Annotated in this window: 17 protein-coding genes and 3 pseudogenes; 16 read left to right on the top strand and 4 right to left on the bottom strand. The window is 42.1% G+C overall.

Annotation, left to right across the window (positions count from 1 at the left end; genetic code table 11):
* Window positions 1-105: 105 nt before the first annotated feature.
* The 4 genes from V7K76_RS03255 (at window position 106) to V7K76_RS03240 (ending at window position 4,689) form a co-directional block, all read left to right on the top strand.
* Complete coding sequence (locus V7K76_RS03255) at window positions 106-1,992, top strand: ATP-binding protein (protein ID WP_334777205.1); 1,887 nt, start codon at window positions 106-108, stop codon at window positions 1,990-1,992.
* Window positions 1,993-2,022: 30 nt separating this feature from the next.
* Window positions 2,023-3,294 carry a sensor histidine kinase gene (locus tag V7K76_RS03250; RefSeq protein ID WP_334777204.1) on the top strand — a complete coding sequence of 424 codons (1,272 nt, stop codon included), beginning with the start codon at window positions 2,023-2,025 and terminating at the stop codon, window positions 3,292-3,294.
* A 62-nt stretch (window positions 3,295-3,356) separates the two neighbouring features.
* On the top strand, window positions 3,357-3,791 hold the full coding sequence (locus tag V7K76_RS03245; protein WP_334777229.1) for a hypothetical protein: 435 nt from the start codon (window positions 3,357-3,359) through the stop codon (window positions 3,789-3,791).
* 298 nt (window positions 3,792-4,089) lie between these two features.
* Window positions 4,090-4,689, top strand: coding sequence for a 3'-5' exonuclease (locus V7K76_RS03240; protein ID WP_334777203.1), 600 nt, complete (start codon window positions 4,090-4,092; stop codon window positions 4,687-4,689).
* Here the strand turns inward: V7K76_RS03240 and V7K76_RS03235 are convergent.
* On the bottom strand, window positions 4,676-4,804 hold the full coding sequence (locus V7K76_RS03235; RefSeq protein WP_334777202.1) for a hypothetical protein: 129 nt from the start codon (window positions 4,802-4,804) through the stop codon (window positions 4,676-4,678). The two genes, V7K76_RS03240 and V7K76_RS03235, sit on opposite strands and share 14 nt — an antisense overlap.
* 188 nt (window positions 4,805-4,992) lie before the next feature.
* Window positions 4,993-5,316 (bottom strand): RNA recognition motif domain-containing protein, encoded by a 324-nt coding sequence (locus tag V7K76_RS03230; protein WP_179064326.1) that lies wholly within the window; start codon window positions 5,314-5,316, stop codon window positions 4,993-4,995.
* Window positions 5,317-5,848: 532 nt separating this feature from the next.
* Between V7K76_RS03230 and V7K76_RS03225 the strand changes: the two genes are divergently transcribed.
* The 8 genes and pseudogenes from V7K76_RS03225 (at window position 5,849) to V7K76_RS03190 (ending at window position 15,777) form a co-directional block, all read left to right on the top strand.
* Window positions 5,849-7,243, top strand: coding sequence for a TldD/PmbA family protein (locus V7K76_RS03225; RefSeq protein WP_334777201.1), 1,395 nt, complete (start codon window positions 5,849-5,851; stop codon window positions 7,241-7,243).
* A gap of 192 nt (window positions 7,244-7,435) precedes the next feature.
* Complete coding sequence (locus tag V7K76_RS03220) at window positions 7,436-8,206, top strand: lipoate--protein ligase family protein (RefSeq protein ID WP_334777200.1); 771 nt, start codon at window positions 7,436-7,438, stop codon at window positions 8,204-8,206.
* 989 nt (window positions 8,207-9,195) lie between these two features.
* Window positions 9,196-10,677, top strand: coding sequence for a site-2 protease family protein (locus V7K76_RS03215; protein ID WP_334777199.1), 1,482 nt, complete (start codon window positions 9,196-9,198; stop codon window positions 10,675-10,677).
* Window positions 10,678-10,833: 156 nt separating this feature from the next.
* Entirely contained in the window at window positions 10,834-11,061 is a 228-nt protein-coding gene (locus tag V7K76_RS03210; RefSeq protein WP_334951665.1) for a hypothetical protein, read from the top strand.
* 44 nt (window positions 11,062-11,105) lie between these two features.
* Entirely contained in the window at window positions 11,106-11,783 is a 678-nt protein-coding gene (locus tag V7K76_RS03205; protein WP_334777196.1) for a hypothetical protein, read from the top strand.
* A 27-nt stretch (window positions 11,784-11,810) separates the two neighbouring features.
* Window positions 11,811-12,924: pseudogene (locus V7K76_RS03200) on the top strand (IS630 family transposase).
* Between the two features lie 2 nt (window positions 12,925-12,926).
* A complete protein-coding gene (locus tag V7K76_RS03195) occupies window positions 12,927-14,255 on the top strand; it encodes a TonB-dependent siderophore receptor (RefSeq protein WP_334777194.1) in 1,329 nt (442 codons plus the stop codon).
* Window positions 14,256-14,919: 664 nt separating this feature from the next.
* Window positions 14,920-15,777: pseudogene (locus tag V7K76_RS03190) on the top strand (DUF4351 domain-containing protein).
* A 119-nt stretch (window positions 15,778-15,896) separates the two neighbouring features.
* Here the strand turns inward: V7K76_RS03190 and V7K76_RS03185 are convergent.
* On the bottom strand, window positions 15,897-16,409 hold the full coding sequence (locus tag V7K76_RS03185; protein WP_334777193.1) for a hypothetical protein: 513 nt from the start codon (window positions 16,407-16,409) through the stop codon (window positions 15,897-15,899).
* Between the two features lie 1,082 nt (window positions 16,410-17,491).
* Here V7K76_RS03185 and V7K76_RS03180 point away from each other — a divergent pair.
* The 4 genes from V7K76_RS03180 to V7K76_RS03165 all read left to right on the top strand — a co-directional run bounded on the left by V7K76_RS03180 (window position 17,492) and on the right by V7K76_RS03165 (window position 23,959).
* Window positions 17,492-19,000 (top strand): UbiD family decarboxylase, encoded by a 1,509-nt coding sequence (locus V7K76_RS03180; protein ID WP_334777192.1) that lies wholly within the window; start codon window positions 17,492-17,494, stop codon window positions 18,998-19,000.
* Window positions 19,001-19,608: 608 nt separating this feature from the next.
* Complete coding sequence (chrA, locus tag V7K76_RS03175) at window positions 19,609-20,829, top strand: chromate efflux transporter (RefSeq protein WP_334777228.1); 1,221 nt, start codon at window positions 19,609-19,611, stop codon at window positions 20,827-20,829.
* Between the two features lie 596 nt (window positions 20,830-21,425).
* Window positions 21,426-22,526, top strand: coding sequence for an ABC transporter substrate-binding protein (locus tag V7K76_RS03170; RefSeq protein ID WP_334777191.1), 1,101 nt, complete (start codon window positions 21,426-21,428; stop codon window positions 22,524-22,526).
* A gap of 215 nt (window positions 22,527-22,741) precedes the next feature.
* Window positions 22,742-23,959 carry a glutathione S-transferase family protein gene (locus V7K76_RS03165; RefSeq protein WP_334777190.1) on the top strand — a complete coding sequence of 406 codons (1,218 nt, stop codon included), beginning with the start codon at window positions 22,742-22,744 and terminating at the stop codon, window positions 23,957-23,959.
* A gap of 266 nt (window positions 23,960-24,225) precedes the next feature.
* Here the strand turns inward: V7K76_RS03165 and V7K76_RS34545 are convergent.
* Window positions 24,226-24,390: pseudogene (locus tag V7K76_RS34545) on the bottom strand (DUF3011 domain-containing protein); the annotation flags it as partial.
* Window positions 24,391-24,507: the final 117 nt, after the last annotated feature.

Raw genomic sequence — 24,507 nt, 5'->3', positions numbered from 1 at the left:
GCCCCGAAGGAGTTGTAAAAAAATAGCGATCGCGCTTTTCCAATTAATGATTTGGGAATACTAGGGTGATGCGTATATATTTCAAATCTCGCAACCCTTAGTATCATGCCGACATTTTTAAACAATTATTTCCAAACTAACGATTTTATTCCCCACGGACATTGTTATCTCTGGCAAACTGGATTAGTTTGGCTGCACATTATTTCTGATGCCGCGATCGCTTTTGCCTATTATTCTATTCCTTTCCTATTAATTTACTTTATTTCTAAGCGCAAAGACGTTCCTTTTAATGGAATATTTCTATTATTTGGTGCTTTTATCATTGCCTGCGGTACTGGACACTTGATGGAAATTTGGACGCTTTGGCATCCAGATTATTGGATTGCAGGTGCTTTAAAAGCTCTAACTGCCATTATTTCAATATATACGGCATTCGAGTTAATTGATCTCATGCCTCAAGCCCTGGCGCTACCTAGCCCTGGCCAATTAGAAGCGATCAATCGAGTGCTTTCAACTGAAATTGTCGAACGCAAGCGCATCGAGAAAGAACTACGCCTTGCAGAAGAAGTCGCTCAAAACTCCAACCAAGCTAAGAGTGAATTTCTTGCAAATATGAGTCATGAACTACGCACACCCCTCAACGGCATTCTTGGCTATGCCCAAATTCTCCAACGCACAGAATCTTTAAGTGAAAAAGGACGTAAAGGAGTCGGGGTTATTTATCAATGTGGTTCTCATCTTTTAACCCTAATTAATGATGTCCTGGATCTCTCCAAGATAGAAGCTCGAAAACTGGAACTGTATCCTGTTGATTTCTTCTTACCTTCCTTTCTAGATAGTGTGACTGAAATTTGTCGCATCCGAGCAGAACAAAAGGTCATTGCCTTTGATGTCCAACTTGATCCTAATTTGCCAACAGGTATTCATGCTGATGAAAAACGCTTACGACAAGTATTGATAAACTTACTTAGTAATGCTATTAAATTTACTAATCAAGGCAATGTCACTTTCAAGGTTCAAGTCATTGAGCAAGAATTAAATACTAATGAAAAAACTAACTACAAAATTCGCTTTGAGGTCATAGATACCGGCACAGGTATAATCCCTGAACAAGCCGAGAAAATCTTCCAGCCCTTTGAGCAAGTCGGAAATCAGAAACGACAATCGGAAGGTACAGGTTTGGGATTAGCAATCAGCCAAAAAATTGTTTTGTTGATGGGTGGTCAAATTCAGGTGCAAAGTGAACTTGGTAAGGGTAGCACTTTCTGGTTTGAAGCAAAATTCTCAGAATCTAAAGACTGGGCAAAGGTTTCGAGAATAGTTGAGCAAGGAACTATTATTGCTTATCAGGGACAACGCCGCACCATTTTAATTGCAGATGACAAATGGGAAAACCGATCGGTAATTGTAAATTTACTAGAGCCTGTTGGGTTTATTGTTGTAGAAGCTAGTCATGGTCAGGAAGGTTGGGAACACGCTATAGCATACAAACCAGACTTGATTATCACTGACCTAGTGATGCCTATATTGGATGGATTTGAATTAATTAGTCGTTTGCGTCAATCTGAAAAGTTTAAAGATATTACTGTCATCGCTTCATCAGCAAGTGTATTTGCAGCCGACCAATATAAGAGCATTGATCTAGGTGCAGATGCCTTTCTACCAAAGCCCGTAGAAGCAGAAGTACTATTGGAAATGCTACGAAAATTTTTGCAACTGGAATGGATTTTTGATGGTAAGGTAGACGCAACTAAAAAAAATCAGGCGGGTGATTTTGCTCAAGAAAATGAGATAATTTTTCCCGCCAATGAGGTTTTACAACAGTTACTCGAACTCATCCAAGACGGTGATATTCAAAAAGTTTTGGAACTGGCTGAACAACTTTCCACATCTGATGAAAAACTAAATATTTTTGCCCAACATTTGAGCCAGCTTGCTAGTAATTTCCAACTCAAACGCTTGGAAACTTTTGTTGAACAATACATCAATTAATTTGAGTTGAATTTTACTTTTAAATGGAACATGAACAAGAAGCAAAATACCGGATTTATTTTGATTGTGGATGATAATCCAACAAATTTATCTGTCCTATGTGAAGCGCTCAATAGTGAAGGTTTTCGTTTACGTGTTGCAGTCGATGGAGAAAGTGCGATCGCTCAAGCCGAACGCAATCAACCAGAGTTGATTTTGCTGGATGTACAAATGCCAGGTATTGACGGATTTGAAACTTGTCGTCGCCTCAAAGCCAATCCTGTCACCCAAAATATTCCAATTATCTTCACCACCGCCTTAGCAGATACAGAGAGCAAAACGAAGGGATTTTCCCTTGGTGCAGTAGACTATATCCCGAAACCCTTTGCACAAGAGGAAGTCATTGCTAGAGTGCGCGTGCATTTACAACTCAAACAATTGAATGAATGTTTGGAACAACAAGTTAGCGATCGCACCAGAGCTTTGCAACAAGCCCAAGTCCAACTATTGCAGCAAGAGAAACTATCAACACTCGGAGAGTTAATCGCTGGGATTGGCCATGAAATCAATAACCCCGTCAACTTTATTTCTAGCAATATTCCACCTTTACAAGAATACATTGCCGGAGTAAGCGAGTTGCTTCGACTGTATGAACAAGAGTATCCAAACCCAACAGCTAAAATTACTACTGCTATTCAGAAGTTGGATCTAAACTTTGTTCTCGAAGATATGGTAAAAATCTTAAACTCACTCAAGCTAGGAAGCGAACGAATTCAAAATCTTTCTAATTCACTCCGCAACTTCTGTCGCTCGGATAGTGATACAAAAATCTCTGCTGATTTGCACCAAGGATTAGATAGTACACTCATGATTTTGCAACACCGCCTTAAAGCTAATGGCGAGCGTCCCCAGATTGAAATTATTAAAAATTATGGAGTATTACCACATATCAACTGCTATTTAGGACAGATGAATCAAGTATTTATGAATATTCTGGCAAATGCAGTTGATGCCCTTGATGAAGCTATCATACAAGGTAAAATCAGTAATCTAATTCCTCGGATTAAAATTACAACAGAAATAGATTCTGAACAATTGGTTATAATTCGGATTGCTGATAATGGGATTGGTGTTCCTGAATGGCTGAAAAAACGCTTATTTGAGCCGTTATTTACCACAAAAACTGTTGGTAAAGGTACTGGACTTGGTTTGTCGATTGCTTATGAAATAGTTGTAGAAAAACACAACGGTGTATTAGAAGTGAATTCTCAACCAGGTAGGGGAACCGAGTTTATCATCAAATTCCCCAATGAGAGCATTTAATTAATTACAATTATTTGAGTGAGTTTATTGAAGCAGTGAAGGCAACTTTAGATCCTCAATTAATGGCAGAGCGCCTAGAATCCCTCAAGGCTGGAATAGTTGGAGGTTTTTCGCTATTTTCTGCCTTCGCAATCGCCAGTCTTTTGAATACTTTCGTACTAGCAAAGTATTTTCAGACACTCGTAAGTCTGCAAGGTGATGTGAATTGGCACTTGTGGGTAAGTGGTGCGATCGCAACTTTTATTGGTTTCCTATTTGGTGTTACCTACCGCTATATCATCCGCACAGATCAAAATCCTCAACTCAAAGCTGGCGGTGTATTGGCTTTTGGCTTGGTGCGGGGATTAACTCAGATAGAACTTGGCTGGAATTCTAACAGCACAATTTGGCCTTTTTTGGTGTTAGCGGCAGAAAGTTTATTTTGGTTTGCGTTGGCTGCGATCGCTCTCGATCTCGCTATTCAATTCCGTTGGGTTAAACCTTTTTCATCAATCTAAATTCTCTTTGTTAAGTAGTTTTGTAGTTAAGTAGTTTTGTAGGTTGGGTGCAGCGATAGCGTAACCCAACATAAAATTTGGTGGTAATGTTGGGTTGCGTTTCACTCCACCCAACCTACGTAAATATATCTTTTAAAAAACTCTAGGTTTCAACATAGATGAGGTTTAAGTCCTGCCTTTTTTGTAAGCATCACGCTTTTGTATTATAATAAATACAATAAGTTACAGTAATTTATGTATTTAAAAAAATACGTATAAATAATAACTAGTGCTAATTATCAATACTCAATTACATAATATGAATACTAAAATATCCCACTATTATCTGATAATCGATCTTGAAGCTACGTGCTGTAACAGTAAAACTATTCCCCGTCACGAAATGGAAATCATCGAAATTGGTGCGGTGATGCTCAATCGAACAACGTGGGAAATTGATTCTGAATTTCAGCAATTCATCCAACCTGTGAGACATCCACAACTGACAGATTTTTGCACCGAATTGACTAGTATTCGGCAGCAAGATGTTGACGAAGCACCAAAATTTTTAGAGGCAATTTCTCGCTTCCAAGAATGGATTTATTCATTTCCCAATCATATTTTTTGTTCTTGGGGTAATTACGACAAAAAGCAATTTATTCAAGATTGCGCGTTTCATAATTTCTCTTATCCTTTTACTTCAGAACACATAAATATCAAAGAAGAATTTTCAGAATATCTTGGCGTGTCTAAAAAATTTGGTATGGCACTAGCTCTCAATGAATTAGGAATAGAATTAAAAGGCACACACCATCGTGGTATTGATGATGCCCGCAACATCGCAGCTATCTACAGACAGATGAAGGAGGCAGGAGGCCGTTCGCGCAGCAAGGGATATAGCAATACTAAGCAAGTGTAGGGGCACGGCATTGGTCATAGGTGTCAACTTCAGATGGAAATAGCTTATCTGTTGGCTTCCATGCCCGCCAGGGAATAAATAAATGAGTAATGAGTAATGAGTACTTGTTACTCATTACTCATTATTTATTACTTCAAAAATAAATTCCCGGCGGACAAGCGGTTTCACGTTAAGTTGACACTAATGGACTGTCTTCTGCCTTCTCCACGCCATCCAGTAGACCGGAGTGCAAAAAGGGCAGATAATGATTCTGCCCTTAAGACGTTAAAACTTAATTTTTGATCTTAAAGCGATCTTTAAAGTTTAGTAGCGACTATTTCTGTTGTATCCACCGCCACCACCACTGTTGCCACGGTTTCCACCACCAAAAGAACCACCTCTATCTTCCTTGGGTTTAGCCTTATTCACTTTCAGGTCACGTCCCATCCACTCAGCACCATCAAGAGCATCAATGGCAGCTGTTTCTTCTGCTTCTGTGCCCATCTCTACGAAAGCAAAGCCCCGTGGACGCCCTGTTTCGCGGTCAGTAGGTAACTGAACCCGTTTTACAGTACCGTGTTCGGCAAAAACAGAATTGAGGTCTTCTTGTGTGACCTCGTAGGATAGATTACCTACATAAATTGACATGCGTTATCTCCAAAATCATAGGTGTGTAGAGATTTAGATTTCGGAGACAAGCTTGTTAAGACCAAAAGGGAAAAGCCTGTCAATACTAAAAACAAACACTGCAACCGAATTTTATTCTCACATGATTACCTTAGCACATCATTCAGTTCTTACCCACCGTAACCAAAAATTGGGGATTGGGGATTGGGGACTGGGGATTGGGGATTGGGGATTTGGGGGTTGGGTACGGGGTCTGAAGAGTTACAGGTGTAAAGGAAGAAAGGGTTCAGAGAAGAAGAATTTTCGCTCTGCGTCCCTAGTCCCTATCCCTAGTACAACACGGCGTAAATAAACCAACCATTCAAAATCAATGAAACGCTTAAACTGTATTAATTTTGAATTTTGAATTTTGAATTTTGAATTTTGAATTCCGCCTTGCGGTACTAGTCCCCAGTCCCCAATCCCCAGTCCCCAATCCCTCATAATAATTAATTAGCAGAAATTCCCCAAATAATTGCAAAATAAATGCAGTTCGTCATGTGACTACCTGGAAATGCCGACTACACTTGCTGAAGCTCAAAATTTACTTTCTGACCTCATCGCCCGCTACTCTGGGCGTGTTGATTATCTAATGATTCGCCTTGAAGAAGCAGAAGGGACTGATATCTTGTTGCGTGGCGACAAGGTAGAAACTCTCAGTGAAGGCATCTCCATTGGTGGTCATATTCGCGCTTGTTATAAAGGCGGATGGGGGTTAAGCTGCTTTAACCAACTGGCAACAATCCAAGATCGGATTGAAGAAGCGATCGCAGCTGCGCGGATGGTTGGTGATGAAGAAACTTTACTTGCACCCATTGACCCGGTGCAAGCAGTGTGCATTCTCCCCCTAAAAGGTGCAGATCCCCGAAATATCCCACTTTCACAGAAAAAACAGTTGTGCGATCGCTATGCCCAATTGCTCAAAAGTGTTGATCGGCGGATTACTACTACTTCGGTACGTTACGGTGATAGCGCCCAAAAAGTGATCATCGCTACCTCAGAAGGTACTTTGATCGAGCAATCTTGGGTGGATATGGAAATGCGCTTTGCCGCCACCGCCAGAAATGGCGAAACTGTCCAAACTGGACGAGAAACTACTGGCTCTCGCAAAGCTTACGAAGATTTAACTGATTTGGATGAACAGGTAAAAGGTGCTGCTCAAAGAGCGATCGCTGCTTTATCTCTGCCATCAGTAAAAGGCAATACTTATACCGTAGTCATTGACCCAATTCTCACGGGTTTATTCGTCCACGAAGCTTTTGGACATCTTTCTGAGGCTGATATGGCTTACGAAAACCCCGATCTGCTGGAAGTCATGACCATTGGACGGCGGTTTGGCCCAGAAGAACTCCAAATTTTTGATGGTGCGGCTCCAGAGGGACATCGCGGTAGCTATTTTTACGACGATGAGGGCACACCTGCTACTACTACTCAACTAATTAAAGATGGGGTTTTAGTTGGACGTTTACATTCTCGTGAAACTGCTGGCAAATTGGAGGAAGCGCCTACGGGTAACGCTCGCTGTCTCAACTATCACTTTACTCCTATTGTGCGGATGACAAATACCTGGATTGAACGGGGTAAAACACCAGTTGCAGATTTATTCACCGATATCAAAGAAGGAGTGTATGCCCGTAATTGGTTAGGTGGGATGACGAATGGAGAAATGTTCACCTTTAGCGCTGGGGAAGCATGGATGATTCGGAACGGCAAAATTGCTGAACCAGTGCGGGATGTAACGCTTTCGGGAAATGTATTCCAAACATTAGCGGATATTGAGGCTCTTGGTGATGATTTCTACTGGGATGAATCCGGCGGTTGTGGTAAAGGAGGACAAAACGGCTTGTCAGTAGGTTGTGGTGGTCCTAGTCTCCGAATTCGAGATGTAGTGGTTGGTGGGGAAACGTGAACTATCCGCCGTGATAAGTAGGTGGGCGTAAATAATTATCGTTGGAAAAGGTCAGGGGGCAGGGAGCAGGGGGAGAAAGGGTTTGATCCCGTCTTGATTCTGACCGGAGGCGGAGCATCTCCGGTTCCGCTCCTGAATTCTGAATTCTGAATTCTGAATTCTTCTTCAATATCTTTCCAGAGTCCGAAACAGATGAAACAACTAGCAACCGAATCACCATCCACTTGGCGTTTCATCCCAATGCTTCAGACATCAGGAGGAGTGCAAATGGCGATCGATGCTTGGTTGTTCAACCAATATGAAAAGGGGCAGCATCCGCCTACCCTGCGTTTTTATACCTGGTATCCTTATGCTCTCTCTTTGGGATATCTGCAAAAACAATGGCCTGCCCAGTGGCATAATCTGATTTACCAAGGACAGGCACTCGATCTCGTTCGTCGTCCAACAGGAGGTAGAGCTGTTCTCCACCAAGGAGACTTAAGCTACACCCTAATTACCTCAGCTAGTACTGGCAAAAGCTGGGGTACTTATGAAAAAATTTGTAACTTTTTAATCCAAGGCTGGCAAACCTTGGGTATTGAGTTAAATTATGGTTCTGCTGGACGAGGTTACATTCACAATCCCAGTTGCTTCAACACAGCAACCGCAGCTGACTTAGTTACTGCCGATGGAAGTAAATTTATTGGTAGCGCCCAACGCAAGGGGAAAAATACCATTCTTCAACACGGCTCGATGATTTTGTCTACAGACAAAGGTTTATTTGAGGAAATCTTTGAACAACCAGCACCGTGGAATACCTCACTTTGCAACACACAAGAAGAGGATGGCTGGATTGTCAAGATTGTGGATACCTTGACAGAGACAGCAAAACAGTACTTTGGTATAGAACTAATTACCCAACCATTCACCGATCTCGAATGGCAAGATATCCTCAAATTGCGATCGCTTTATGAAGTGCGTTAGCCTATCTGACCGTAGGTATCCCCTATTCCAAAACTTGAGGTTATGTAAGAAACACGTAGAAAGCCAAAGTTTTTTTAGAGTAATCACACCTTTGAGAGCGATCGCAGATGAGAACATTGAATCAGAGCGAGATTAAATATCCTGCCAGTGTAGAAAGAGGCTACTAATTATATTTACAATCAAACTCGCACAAAGATGACTGTTAGAATGCATCCCGATGCATTGGCATTGCAAGGAAACGCATTAACAATGCATCCCGATGCATTAGCATTGCAAAAAGACACATTAACAATGCATCCCGATGCATTGGCATTGCAAGGGCACGCATTAACAATGCGGTCGATGTATTGGCATTGCAAGGAAACGCATTAACAATGCGGTCGATGTATTATACCAATTGGAAAAAAGAATGCGACAAATAGACCATTTGTAGAGACGCGATTCATCGCGTCTTTACCCAAGGATCTGTTGCAATCATTAATTGAATTGGTATTAGCATTGCAAGGTATTACCAAATTTGATTCCCTACAAATTAATGAAATCCTGTACTTACAGCAGTTTTCATGTATTTGAACCACATCTATCGTAAGGGCACAGCAATGCTGTGCCCCTACCGTGTGGTCTATTTACCTGAAAATAGCTGTAACAAGCCAAGGTTATAACTGCAACCTAAAACTTGAGTTTATTGAGCTTGCTCAAACCCAAGAACAAGCCCAAAGCTGCTAAAAACAGTGTGAGTGACCGAACAAGGCAAAAGTAAAAAGTAAAAAGGCACTCATAAAGAAAAAGAAAAATGGTCACAGAGCAACTAAATTTATTTATGGAATGAAATAAAAACATTTATTTCGAGACGTACCCCTCGCCTGGGTTTGGCTACGACCACTCAAAGCGAGATAATTTGAGCAGAGGACAGGCGACGTTATAAATTAATAAGTGTATCTGCAATACCGGACTTGTTCTGGCTTAGTTTCAATAGCAAAGGTTTGGAGATGTTTACTTTATCAGAAACTTCTATCCTGGCGGCAATCCTACTGGTAGCTTTAGGGATTTTGGGCTGGGGCTTTTATCGTGCTAGACCTTTTGGTAAGCTGGGAATCTTAGCCTGGTTACAGTCGGTGGTGTTGATGACTCCCTGGCTCCTGTTTTTTGGATTGTTTGCCGCAGGGATTTACATTAATATAGCGGGTATATTGTTCTTAGTGGTGACATCCGCCGGATTGTACGTCTATTTGGGCAGACAGTTACGCGCAGCTGGGCAAGATGCCATCCTCAAGCAACGCGCAACCGAAAGACTTGCTGCTGCTTCCTCACTTGAAGCAAATTCCCCACAACTAGCAGTTGCACAACTGAAAGCGGAGATCCCGCCAATACCGGAAGATGACTTGAATGCAATTAAAGGCATTTTTGGTATCGATACATTTTTTGCCACAGAAACCATCGCTTACCAAGATGGAGCCATTTTCAAAGGCAATTTGCGGGGAGAAGCAGAAGAGACTCACAACCGTCTAACTGCAAGTTTACAGCAACGCCTTGGCGATCAATATCGCCTATTTTTAGTCGAAAATACAGATGGTAGACCTGTGGTGATTGTCCTACCCAGTCGCAATGATCCCAAGCCGATGTTGCGATCGCAAAAAGCTTTTGCAGGTATTTTGTTGATAGCAACCATTGCCACCAATTTAGAAGCAGCAGGCTTGTTGCTGAATTTTGATTTCTTTGGCAATCCAGGGCGGTTTCAAGAAGCTTTGCCCATAGGTGCTGGGATATTTACGATTTTAGTAGCTCACGAAATTGGTCATTGGTTACTTGCCCAACGTCACCAAATCCGCCTTAGCTGGCCTTTCTTTCTACCCGCAGTCCAAATTGGCTCTTTTGGTGCAATTACCCGCTTTGAGTCTCTGTTGCCCAACCGCAAGGTATTATTTGATATCGCCTTGGCAGGGCCAGGCGCAGGTGGTATTGTCTCTTTGTTAATGCTGGTGATAGGCTTGGTGCTTTCCCACCCCGGTAGTTTATTTCAATTGCCCAATCAGTTTTTCCAAGGGTCGATTTTGGTGGGAAGCTTGGCGCGAGTTGTCCTTGGTTCGGCATTGCAGTCACCCCTCGTAAGTGTTCATCCCCTAGTGGTGATTGGTTGGCTGGGGTTAGTTATCACCGCTTTGAACTTAATGCCCGCAGGACAACTAGATGGTGGCCGCATTGTTCAGGCGATTTATGGACGCAAAACCGCAGGAAGAGCAACGATCGCAACTTTAATTTTACTGGCACTAGTGTCTCTTGGTAATACTCTTGCCATGTACTGGGCGATCGTAATTTTCTTTTTGCAACGCGATCAAGAACGCCCCAGCTTGAATGAAGTCACTGAACCAGATGATGCTAGAGCCGCTTTGGGGCTTTTAGCTTTATTCTTGATGATTACTACACTATTACCCCTCACTCCCGGCTTGGCTGGGCGTTTGGGAATAGGATAGTGCTTATGGAGCTAACACCCAAACAAGCAATATCTGCAATTCGGGTGTGCGCTCATTTTCCCTCACCCCCAGCCTAGGCTGTTGACTTTGTGGGTTTTTGAGTGATTTTTTTCATACAATAATGATGTCACCCCTTCAGAGAGGGGGTAAAAGTTAATGGAATTCAAAAGCCCAACTAGTAGATTAGCCCGTTTATTTCGTGCAGGTCGAGATAATTGGAAACAAAGAGCTTTAGAAAAACAGAAAAAACTTAGAGCTTTAGAAATAAAAGTAAGAGATTTATCAGCATCACGAGAGTATTGGAAAAACCGTGCTATCGCTGCTGAACAAGGAGTACCTCAAGAGAATGGGGAGGTGTTCACAGAGGGAAAAAAGATGAATTAGACGCAAGTTCGTCTAAATTAGAAACAACTAGAGAGATAGAAGATTTGAATGCTAAAAATCATCACTATACAGTTGATATAGTAGTGATAAGTATACAACTTTTAATTAAATGTGGCATAAGCTTTAGAGGGATAGAAAAAACCTTAGAGTTATTTAATAACTTAGAAAAGAAAACTCCCAGCTTTACTTGTATAAGGAAATCGCTAGGGCGGATTGGATTATACGAGCTGAATCGTGAAAAAGAATATCGAAGCGATTGGATATTTATCGTCGATTTTACATTGGAATTAGAAAAACAAAAAGCTCTTGTAGTTTTAGGTGTTTCACAACAACATCTGATTGAACAAATTATTCCTGATGGACGAGGAGTTTCTCACGCAGATGTAGAGCTTTTAGGGCTAGAAATTATGGATTCGACAACAGGAGAAAATATCAAGAAGAAACTGGATGAGATTAGCTTACGGGTTGGTAAACCCATACAAATAGTGGCTGATAACGGTAGTGACCTGGCTCGGGGAATAAAGCTTTATAAACAGGAGAATGAAGACTTAATTTACACTCATGATGTAACTCATGCAATGGCTTTACTTTTAAAATATGAATTAAATTCTGATGATAAATATCAATTATTTATCCAAAAATGTAACATATGCAGGCAACAGTTACAACAAACTGAATTATCTTTTTTAAGCTGTTCCACATCTAATTTGCATAAAATGTAAATTAGATAAACTCGTATATTTACTGCTATGCCTGCCAAAGGATACCTAAGTCAATTGCAGAAAGAAAGTTTACAAAAAGCTCTATCAGAGAGCAAAAATCCACAGTTGACACAGAGAATATTAATGTTGTTACTGATGGATGATGGTAAAACTTACCAAGAAATTAGTGACTGGTTAGGCTGTAGCTATAGAAGTGTAGCATATTGGTGCGTTCACGGAGATCCAGATAAATTAGAGAGTCTTCATGATGGTAGGAATCAGGGTAATTATCGAAAAGCAACTGATGAATATATTAATTTATTAATGGATTTGATTGAAAAAGAACCAAGTGAACTGGGATACGAATTTGGACGCTGGACAACAGCAAGATCATCCACCTATATGGAAGAGCAGACAGGTATCAAACTAAGTGGAGAACAAATTCGGAGGATTCTTGAATCTTTAAAAGTACGCTTACATGCAGGGCAAAATACAGTCTAGAGGACAAACAAGATCCAAAAAAGAGGGAAGCATTTAATATTAGTTACAAGGATACTTAGAAGCATCAAAGGTAAGCCCAGAAAAGATTCAGGTCTGGTTTTGGGATGAGAGTGGATTTAGTTTAAGAGTAATTCGGCGAAAAAATTGGGGCAAAAAAGGTAGTCCTAAAAAAGTAACGGGACAACGGAGTCGTGGACGAGTAAATATCATGGGAGGGGTGAGATTTAACGATAAAAAAAGGATGTGCTATTTCATCGAAAAAGGAACAGGTGAAAGTTTTTATGAACAGCTAAAACAGTTAAACGATTTTGTCAAATCTGAATGGATTGCTCAAGGTAATACTGAATCAGATTTTCAAATAAGCGGTCCCAAAATCTTGATAATTTTAGATAACGCTAGTTACCATAAAAAGAAAACTACCCTGGCTGAGATTGAAAAAAACTTACCAAATATTCAACTATATTTTCTGCCTGAATATAGCCCGGACTTGAATTTAGCAGAACTCGTATGGCATTCGGCGAAAGAATACATATCTCATCGATTATTTAAATCGGTAGATGAACTCAGTAATTTATTAGATAGGCTGTTAAACCAGGGAGATTTAATAATTAAATGGGGGAGAAAAGTTAAAAATAAAGGTAACGCTGCTATTGCAAACTAAATGTGGAACAGCTTATCCCTGCTGTGGGGAGTGTACTACCCAATCCCAATGGAGAAATCCCGCGCGATCGCAATATATCTGAGCCAGGTAGTACCGATGATCAGCACTCCTTTCGAGTTGGGTACGATCTTGAACATCGCTTCAGCGATAACTGGCAATTACACAACACATTCGGAGCTTCTTGGGCTCGACGGGATAGGGATTTTGTTTATAGTACTGCATTAGCTGCGGATGACCGTACCTTGAGTAGAGTCTACGCTTTGGGTGGTGATGACGCGAGATTCTTCAATGTTGACACATACCTCGTGGGTAAGTTTGCCACTGGCAGCATTCAACATCAACTCGTCGCAGGATTTAATCTGAACAGGTCGGAGTCCGATATTAAGATTACTAACCGCCAAGCAGCTTCCTTGGATGTGTTCAATCCTGTATACGGGCAGCCATTTGGTGCTTTTGTCTCTAGTTATAATGCTTACAACTCGACAGATGCACTGGGTGTTTATGTTCAAGATCAAATTAACCTTGCCGAAAATCTGAAATTGCTGGTGGGCGTGCGGTTCGATACCGACAACCAAACCTCAGAAGACCGGGATGCCAATACGAAACAAAATCAATCGGATAATGCATTTAGTCCCCGTGTGGGTATTGTCTATCAACCGATTCAGCCCATTTCACTGTATGCAAGCTATAGTCGAGCATTTACCCCAAATAATGGCACTAGCTTTGATGGCAGTGTCTTTCAACCGGAACGGGGCACTCAGTATGAGGTGGGGATCAAAGCAGATTTAAACGCTCGACTTTCCGCAACACTTGCGTTTTATTACTTAACCCGCTCAAACGTCTTGACCACTGATCTAGTGAATCCTGACTTCTCCATCCAAACCGGAGAGCAGCGCAGCCGGGGAATAGAACTGAATATTGGCGGCGAAATCTTGCCGGGATGGAATCTCATTGGCGGCTATGCTTACACCAATGCCGAAATCACAAAAGACAATACCTATGCGGTTGGCAACTTGCTGAATAATATCCCCAGAAACAGCTTTAACATCTGGACAACCTACGAAATTCAGTCTGGCGGACTCAAAGGGTTGGGTTTCGGGACGGGACTGTTTTATGTGGGAGAAAGAGAGGGCGATTTAGCCAACACGTTTGAATTACCCAGTTATTTCCGCACCGATGCTACCATCTTCTACAAACGAGACAGGTTCAGGGCTGCGATTAATTTTAAGAATCTGTTTAACGTGGACTATTTTGAGTCGGCGACGAACAGGGTAAATGTTTTTCCCGGTGAGCCATTTCTTGTGCAAGGAACGATTTCGTGGCAGCTTTAGGTGGTCAAATGATTCTCTCTGTTACTGGTTTTGTGATGTGGTGGTATCGTTATCGGGCAAAACCGACTACAAAAGATAGGATTTATACGGCATGAAATTGAAAGTGATATCTTCATGCGATCGCAGCATAACTCTAACCACTAGTTATAGCGATCGCCAGGGCTATTTCATAGGAAGTCGGCGGGAAACTCCATCCCCAGGTGTCTGTAGAGGGATAGCCGCCCGCCGACTTGGGGCATAGGGCATAGGGCATTGGGAACTCTTACCCATGCCCCATTCCCCATGCCCTAAAACTCCATCCCGCAAGTGGCGTGGAGTTTTTTATTCTCATCTAGCCCGCCTCAGAATTCATTCTGAGTCTAATAGCGAAAGTCGTCTTTAGACGACTTAAGAATTGGTTATAGTCCGTTTTAACGGACTTTAGCTATGAGCCTCTGAACTTCAGTTCCGGGCGGTTTATGTCTAGAATGAAATAGCCCTGTAGCGATCGCTCAAAAATAGAAACGCGAAATTTTTAATGTAGATTAGAACAAGTATACCATCTACCAATCAATCGATGACCGAGGAACTGTCAAGAGCAGATAATGATAGCCCCTGGAAAGAAATATTAGAAGCATACTTTCCCCAAGCAATGCAATTTTTATGACCCGAAACAGCAGCATTAATTAATTGGCAACGTCCCCACGAATTTCTTGATAAGGAATTTCAACAAATTGCCAGAGAATCCGAACTTGGTAGGCGATATGCAGATAAACTAGTCAAAGTTTGGCTACTTCAAGGAGAAGAAATTTGGCTATAAATCCATGTCGAAATCCAAGCCAAACCAGAAGACAATTTTTCTGAAAGAATGTTTTCCTACAACCTGCGGATTTTCGATAGATTTGGCAAACCTGCCATAAGTTTGGCGATTTTATGCGACAACGACACCACATGACGACCCAATCAATATAATTATAATTACCCCAATACCAGGCTGAACTTTGAATTTGGCATCGTCAAGCTGCTGGATTATCAAAATCGGTGGGCAGAATTAGAAACCAGCGATAATGTGTTTGCGACAGTGGTGATGGCACATTTGAAGACACAGCAAACAATTAAAAAGCTAGGAGAGCGAAAAGCTCTTAAATTTACTTTGATTCGGCGATTGTATGAATTGGGCTTACCAGAAAGAGATATTCGTAACCTGTATCGATTTATTGACTGGGTGATGATTTTACCAAAAGCCTTGGAAGCAGAATTTTGGCAAGAGTTTAAGGAGTACGAACAGGAGCGGACTATGAGCTACATTACTACAGGCGAGCGCATTGGCTACGAGCGGGGGAAGGAAGAAGGAAAGCAGGAACAAGGACAAGCACTCGTGCTACGGCAACTACAAAGACGTGTAGGAGAGTTACCGCCACAGGTTCGGGGGCGTATTCAAACTCTTTCCCTAGAGCAATTAGAATCACTTGGCGAGGCTTTGTTGGATTTTACAGCCCTTGAGGATTTACTTAACTGGTTGGCAGCGAATCAAACAACGTAGAAAGTTTCTTGCTCGTCATGGTTTTGTCAGAGCGATGAATTAGACTTACCAATAACTCTCCTACCTTCCCTGCTTCTATTGCTCCTCCTGCTCCTCAACTACTTTGCTCCCCATGCCTATCAATGTTTAATTTCCAAATTCAGTATGTAGCATCCTAATTGGACTTTTTCTGCCCACAATTCATATTCCAAACGCAAATGCTCCGGCAAGGGATGTCCGTTGAGAGTTAGGCTACTAGTAAAATTTCTTAAACGAATAGGATTGTTAGGTTGCAATGACTCAGTTGGCAACCAATAGCGACTAATGCCATAAACGCCCCGTTCCCAAAAATGACGGTAACTCACTTGGCCATTACCTTGCATAGTCATAATTACCCGATAAGGAGAAATCTCCAGCCACAAAATTCTGGGACTGTTAGGGGTATAAGCTTTGCTCTTACTTTGGGGTAGTGTGTCTTCTGGACTCAGGACACTCTCTACTTCGCAGCTAATTAGAGGCGGTGCGGTCAGCAGTAAATGGAATCTATTAGTATCTTTTTGATACAATGTCGCGGCGGTTTCGACAACAGACCAAATTGGTAGGTCAGTGGAAATAAGTGATAAGCACACGGGCTTGCGGTGATGGGTCAGCATGGGAGCGATAAGGGCTAAAAGCTATTGAACAAAATGAAATGAACACACTAGGCAGTCTAATAGGTCAGGGTAAGAAACTAAATAGTAAAGCAGGCTTAATATTAATGAATCCGCTGATTTGTTAATAAGCTACACAAAGCCGCATAGAAACAGGTAGAATATCAGCTTACACAGCAAAAACGGTATTTTTTCTAGAAAGAGCTAATTCGTAAGTAAAGCTTGTAAATATTCTAAAGCTATAGCCTCACAGCAGGAGTCGTTCTGGTGTATTCAAAAGCCAGTGTATCCTAATGTCGGCTTTTGTTAGAACCGTAGAAAGTCACAAAGACCTTTCTCATAAGTTAATTAGACATCTCCAGAAATTAAATATGCGTTATCCAGAATCCTTGTAGAGACGTAGCAGTGCTACGTCTCTACATTCATTTTCACTCCTATGTCTATTATTTAGCGACCCTCTTTTGACTGTCTCTAAGGGGTTGCATCTAGGCACTTGGCATAAATTTATCTTTGACTGTGCTTTGATGTTGGGCGCTTTAGCTCAAGGTTAAACGATATAACTCTGCGACACTACTATGATGATTTGTCACATCTCAACTGAGGCTATTAATCAAACTGATTAGCTCTTTATCAGTCAAAGCTTATAAAAAAATAAACCCAGCAGGAGCCGTATTACAAGACTGCCTGCCAGGAAGGTATAGTATATTCCGGCCATGTTTGATTAGGTTAGCGCTTATTTGTAAAAAATAATTGCGTATCCCTAGATACAATAACTAAATACTTTGGCAAACACAGTTAAGAAAAGTTACTAAATAGGTTAATTTCCAATTAAAATTAACAATTTCTCGAATGAGGGAGCAGGGAGCAACGGAGAAGAGTTTTCCCTCCACCTTTAATACTGCTCGGATAAGCAGAGGAGGCAAAACTCCTCCCCTGCCTCCATTTCTCCCCCTACTCCCCCTGCTTGCCTCAACCAAGAAATTCCTTAACCTACGCAGTATTGCCTCTGCCTCTTTTCAATACCCAATGCTCCATAATATAAGAAAGCGCTTCACACTTCTTAAATAATCAGCTTTATTAGAACAATGGCGAGAGACTTGCGGGGATTCATTAAAATTTTGGAAGAGAAGGGACAATTACGGCGGATTTCAGCTTTAGTTGACCCAGATTTAGAAATTGCTGAAATTTCCAACCGGATGCTGCAAAAAGGTGGACCGGGGTTGTTGTTTGAAAATGTCAAAGGCGCTTCATTCCCGGTGGCGGTGAATTTGATGGGAACGGTGGAAAGGATTTGCTGGGCGATGAATATGCAGCATCCAGAAGAGTTGGAAACTCTGGGAAAAAAATTAAGTATGCTGCAACAGCCAAAACCACCGAAGAAGATTTCCCAGGCGATAGATTTTGGCAAAGTGCTGTTTGACGTGGTGAAAGCAAAACCAGGACGTGACTTTTTCCCGGCTTGTCAGCAAGTTGTAATTCAAGGTAATGATTTAGATTTAAACAAGTTACCTTTGATACGTCCTTATATTGGTGATGCTGGCAAGATTATCACGCTGGGATTAGTAATTACCAAAGATTGTGAGACGGGTACTCCAAATGTAGGCGTGTATCGCTTGCAACTACAATCTCAGAATACGATGACAGTTCACTGGTTATCAGTGCGGGGTGGAGCAAGGCATTTGCGAAAAGCGGCCGAACGTGGGAAGAAATTAGAAGTTGCGATCGCACTTGGTGTAGATCCTCTAATTATTATGGCAGCTGCCACACCCATCCCTGTAGATTTATCAGAATGGCTATTTGCTGGACTTTATGGTGGTTCTGGTGTGCAGTTGGCTAAGTGTAAAACTGTAGATTTAGAAGTTCCCGCAGATTCCGAATTTGTCTTAGAAGGAACGATTACACCAGCAGAAGTTTTACCAGATGGGCCCTTTGGCGACCACATGGGTTATTACGGCGGCGTGGAAGATTCGCCATTAATCCGCTTTGAGTGTATGACGCACCGGAAAAATCCGATTTATTTAACAACATTTAGCGGCCGTCCACCGAAAGAAGAAGCGATGATGGCGATCGCACTCAATCGCATTTATACTCCCATACTGCGGCAACAAGTCTCAGAAATTGTCGATTTCTTCTTACCAATGGAAGCTTTGAGTTACAAAGCGGCGATTATTTCCATTGATAAAGCATATCCGGGACAAGCGCGACGGGCAGCTTTAGCATTTTGGAGTGCTTTGCCACAATTTACATACACAAAATTTGTAATTGTTGTAGATAAAGATATAAATATTCGCGATCCGCGTCAAGTTGTGTGGGCAATTAGTTCCAAAGTTGACCCAGTGCGGGATGTCTTTATTTTGCCGAATACACCTTTTGATACGTTGGATTTTGCCAGTGAGAAAATTGGCTTAGGTGGACGTATGGGAATTGATGCAACTACAAAAATTCCACCAGAAACAGACCATGAATGGGGTTCGCCTTTGGAATCTGACCCTGATGTGGCGGCGATGGTAGAGAGACGATGGGCGGAGTATGGTTTGGCAGAGTTGCAGTTAGGAGAAGTAGACCCAAATTTGTTTGGCTACGATATGAGGTAATGTGCTAGGGGAACTCCAAGAAATAAATTATCCAATATTGTGGGGTGGGCATCTTGCCCGCCCAGTCTATAATATGGCGGGCGAGACGCCATTGGTGTCAAGTTAAGCTCAAACTTCCTATGTCAATAAGCATTTATGCTCAAAAATTCGGTTTTAAAGGGATAAAAAACGAACTTTCTCAGGGACTATTAATGCTTTGTTTATTAGCATCACTCCCAGCTTGCGTATAAAAGTCAGAAAAAGTTCACCTTTATACTTCGTTCCTAACAAAACCTATCGTTGACAAATGGGTTTTAACCTTAAGTTGACACTAATGGCGAGACGCCCACCCCACAAGAGTTAATGGAATATTTTTTATTTGGAAGTCCCTAAGACAAGAGACGCGATGAATCGCCGTCTCTACAATAGACATCTCCGAAAAAGAATTGTTTTGACGTAGCAGTGCTAGGTCTCTACAAGGGTTCTGGGTAACGCATCTTTAATTTCTGGAGATGTCTAATAATCAATCTCTTGTAGAGACGCCGATTTATCGCGTCTTTAAGATTTATTTCTTCTCTCAGTGTCCTCCGCGCCTCTGTGGTAGCCTAAATCTATTTTTCTCTGCAAAAATGACTAACTCAGCACCAAGTCGTTTGGGTGAACTCGCCAACCTATTTTTTAAACTGGGCGTTATCGGCTTTGGCGGCCCGGTTGCCCATATTGCCATGATTGAAGATGAAGTGGTTAAGCGCCGTCAGTGGTTGACAAGGGAGCATTTTCTAGATTTACTGGGGGCAACGAACCTAATTCCTGGCCCAAATTCCACAGAAATGGCTATTCATATAGGATACATCTATGCAGGATGGCTGGGGCTGATTGTGTCAGGCGTTTGTTTTGTCTTACCTGCGGTTCTAGTTACTTGCGGGTTTGCTTGGGTTTATGTTGCTTACGGCACTTTACCCCAAGTTGCTCCCTTACTTTATGGCATTAAACCAGCAGTTTTAGCAATCATCATCAATGCCCTCTGGGGCTTGGCAAAAAAGGCTGTGAAAACCCGCCAATTACTAGTAATTGCTTTGGCTGTAGCATTACTGACATTATTATTGAAATTAAATGAAGTAGTTGCCCTACTAATTGGGGGATTGCTGGGTATGGTTTGGTTACATTCTGGTGATAAAAACGACAAGCCAGGAGATAAAGCCAACTTTCTCATTGCTAGTCTCAGCACAGGTGCAACTTTGAAAGCATCAGTGGCTATTGCTGCATTAGTCGTTACTGTATCTACTGCAACCAATGTTTCTTTATGGCAGTTGGGTTGGTTTTTTCTGAAAGTTGGTAGTGTCTTGTTTGGTGGTGGCTATCTTTTGGTGGCTTTTCTGCAAGGGGGATTAGTTCAAGAATACGGTTGGCTGACACAACAACAGTTACTAGATGCGATCGCAATTGGTCAATTTACTCCTGGCCCAGTACTTTCCACTGCTACCTTTATCGGTTATGTCATTGCTGGCATACCTGGTGCTATTGTCGCCACAATCGGAATTTTTCTACCTTCTTTTGTTTTCGTTGCTGCCCTGAATCCCTTAATCCCACGCTTACGGGCTTCTTCTTGGACTAGAGCCTTTTTGGATGCTGTGAATGTTAGTGCTGTAGCCCTAATGGTTGTTACTACTCTACAACTGGGGGCAGCCACTTTAACCTTACCACAAGCCCCATTTGTAGATTTTCTCGCCCTAGCGATCGCCATCGTCTCAGCTATTTTAGCTATTCACTACCGCATCAATGCTGCATGGTTAGTCTTTGGTAGCGCTTTCATTGCATGGGGTGCTTCACTCTTGGGCTACATTCGATGAAATTCCAAGTATTGTAGATTAATAGCAGTTATTAACTTGACTTTAAACACTTATTAGTTTATTGACTCGAATTTATACAGATTTTTCTGATTTTGTCGGCTTAAACAAGTCAAAAAAAATATATATGAAATCTTGCTTTCAAACTATTTTCATGTGATAATCACCATTAACTCCTGCAAACCTACCAACTTACAGTAGTTTATAATCAGAGTTGAATAATTCAGCTTTTGAAAAGCTATAAACATACCAGTCTATAGCTTTAGGGATAATACCTATAAAAATTTGCGACTTTGGATTTTAGCACACATCTGTGCATACATTCGACTTAACTTATAAAGGATGAGAAATAAGTTTTTCATGCCAATTTTTACCGTAAATTAAAGGGTTTAAGAACCTGCAATCTACATGTAGCACCCATTTCAGTCGGGGTTTGTCTTGAGAAATCGCTCCACTTGGGATGCATCCCAAGACCGCGTTTCTCGCTAAATCCCCGTCTGAAATGTCTTTGATTTTGAATTTTGAATTTTGAATTTTGAATTGTTATGTCTCTATTCAATCATCTAAATTACTATCCTCAATAGTTAAGAAATTAGTTTATGAAGTTCCAGTCATTTCGTTTTATCCCAAGTTTGGGGCGGTCTAAATCTTCCCAGTCCCCAATCCCTAGTCGCCAATCCCCAGTCCCTATTTCAATCCGGGGTCTTTCGGTAATAGTTGCAATGGGTGCATTTTTGGGTTTAGCGATCGCTACTCATACCGGCAGTTCCAAGAATGCTACAGTCACTCAGCCGATTGCTACCAACTTGTCAAATGTTACCTTACGCGCTTCAAATTTCAAAGGCGGTTGGGATTTGCAACTTAAGTTATCTGGACAAGATAAATTTCCCTACAAAACCGAGTTTACAGAATTTACTGGCGGAAACTTGATCGTACAGGCAATCAACGCCAACGCTCTTGATATTGGTAGTGCTAGTGAGATCCCACCAATTTTTGCGATTCAATCCCAAGGGGCGGTAAAAATCATTGCTTCCATTAAGGGGCCGACAGTGGGTCAAGTCGTACTCATACCACAAAATTCCAAAGCGAAGAAGTTTGCTGACCTCAAAGGTAAGAAAATCGGCTATGTGAAAGCGACTACAGCTCATTACTTCCTGATTAAGATGTTGGCACAAGAGGGATTGACACTCAAAGATGTGAATGCCGTACCGCTAACTATTCCTGACGGACTCTCTGCCTTTAGGAGAGGCGACTTAGATGCTTGGGCTACTTACGGTTACGCAATCCAGCAAGCCCAGAAAGACGGAGCTAAGGTACTCAAATCAGCGAAAAACATTCTCAGCGGTAATTTTACAATTGTCGCATCACCAAGTGCGATCGCCGATCCCAATAAAAAAGCGGCGATCGCAGACTTCCTCTGCCGCATCCAAAAATCGCAAGATTGGCAAGCATCAAATATAGAGCTGTGGTCAAAGAACTATGCAAAAGCAATTGGAGTGGATGAAAATTTTGTCCTCAAAGATGCCAAAGAGGGTTTAAAACAGACGCGATCGCAAGTGCTGCCAATTTCCCAACAAGCGATCGCTTCCCAACAAGATGTCGCCGACACCTTTTATCGTGCCGGAGTCATTTCCACGAAGGTTGACGTGAAACCATTATGGGATGGAAGCTTTACCAATGCGATTAATAAATGCAAATAGTCAACCAACAGGGAGTAGGGAAGACGGCATTGGTCGGGGCATGAAACCCCGACCAATGCTACCGTCTTGAAAGACGGGGCTTGTATCCCACTGGTTGTTGGGGCTATTCTTTTTCCCTACTCCCTACTCCCTACTCCCTACTCCCGCCCCAACGGGGCTTGGTCAATCCACGGTTTGACTGACAATAAAAAAGTTAACTTCAATTAAGGTGAAATATGTCCATTCAAGACACAGTAACTAGCTGGGAACAACTGTTAGAAATTGCCCAAAAAAATACCCCTGCTCGACGGGTGCGTAGACCAGGGCAATCTCCTTCTACTGCTCCTATCCCTAGCAGTCTCCATAAACTGCCACCAGATACAGAACCGCCAGTACTTCTTTACCGCGATACTAACTCTTGGTGTCCATTTTGCGAAAGAGTTTGGTTTGCTCTCGAAGAAAAGGAAATTCCCTTTGCAACAGAGTTTATCGACTTGACTAACAAGCCTAAATGGTATACCGACTTAGTTCCTACAACCCTTGTCCCGGCTGCAAAAATTGAGGGAAAGTTAGTTTATGAATCCAAAGACATTCTTCTAGCATTAGAAGAACAATTCGGGCCAACCTTGCTGCCTGAAGACCCAGAGGAAAACGCTGTTGCTAGGCAATGGCTTGAGGATGCTGAAACCAATGGTGTGAGAGATATCGCTTACAAATTTCTCAGACAAGCTCCTGAAGATCCTCATGAATTAGCCAGCTTACAGGCAGCTTTTGAAGCGAAATTAGACGAACTCGAACAACTTCTTGGAAAGTATCCTGGCCCCTACTTTTTGTCAACATTTAGCGTGGTAGATATTACCTACAGCCCTCATTTAGACCGTTTGGCGGCTAACTTACCCGTTTATCGGGGATATCACCTCAAGGGAAATCCCCGATATCCTCGGATCAACGCTTGGTTTGAAGCACTCAAGCAGCGTCCTGCCTATCAGCGCGTCAAATCGGATGATACCACCAATAATTTACTCCTGCGTCGCCGATGGGGCGTGACACCAATCGGCAATCCTTTGCCCCCTGACCCAGCAGCTAGCCAAGAAATCCAATTTCGGGCAGAAGCGGCTGAGAGGTTGACTGATAACCGAGAAGTTGCTTTAGGAGATATCCTAAAAAACTCCGGGGTGCAAGCATTGGCAGTCAATGGCGACACAACAGCCGTTAAAGAAGCAGTTGATTTTCACCTGAGATTGCTGGCTGACTATCTCATCAATGGCAATGGTGCAGCATTACCGTGGGGACGCGTGGGTGGCAAAGACAATGCCGATCCAACTGCGGCCGCCATTGGAGCCATCACACTTGCCTATGTGAGAAATCGCATCTGTGCGCCACGGGATATGAGCGCTGGTGCTGCAACTGCATTCCGGGCAGCAGCAGATAAAGTGTTGGCATATCTCTATTAGCGATCGCTAGTGACAGGCTAAAATTCTATTTCGCACGGTGGTAGTCAGGATAATTTTTAACTACCACCGATGATCCGATCGGGTTCAATGTCAGCCTCCTTGTGAAAATAGGTAAGTTTCAATCCAGGATTAAGACCGTTTCGGCACTATTACCCCAAATACCCAATTTCCTATCTGTACCTGCCGTTTCTGCGATCGCCAATTGAGAATTCAGCCCGACAACCATTTTTCACCCAAATACGATCATTCCGATAGCCCCAATTTCCTCTACAAGTGGCGTCAGACAATCGCCTAACAAGCCTCACTCTGCCTCTACTACTTATTGAACAAGTATTCCTCTGATTATTACGGCTTGAACAAGTAATTATTTCCTGAGCGGAAGCGGGAGCTGCAACGCCCAAAAGTGTACCTATACTAATGCTGGCAACCATAAAGGTGGCAGCAACAATGGGAAGACGGATAGCCATATTCAATGTTAGACCTATTCAAAAATTCAAAAACAAAAACTATAGTAATTATAGCAAACTGCATTAATAGCCAATTTTCAA

Origin of the sequence: Nostoc sp. (genome assembly GCF_036917975.1) — a bacterium.
Lineage (GTDB): Bacteria > Cyanobacteriota > Cyanobacteriia > Cyanobacteriales > Nostocaceae > Nostoc.
This window is presented reverse-complemented; position numbering and strand designations above follow the sequence as displayed.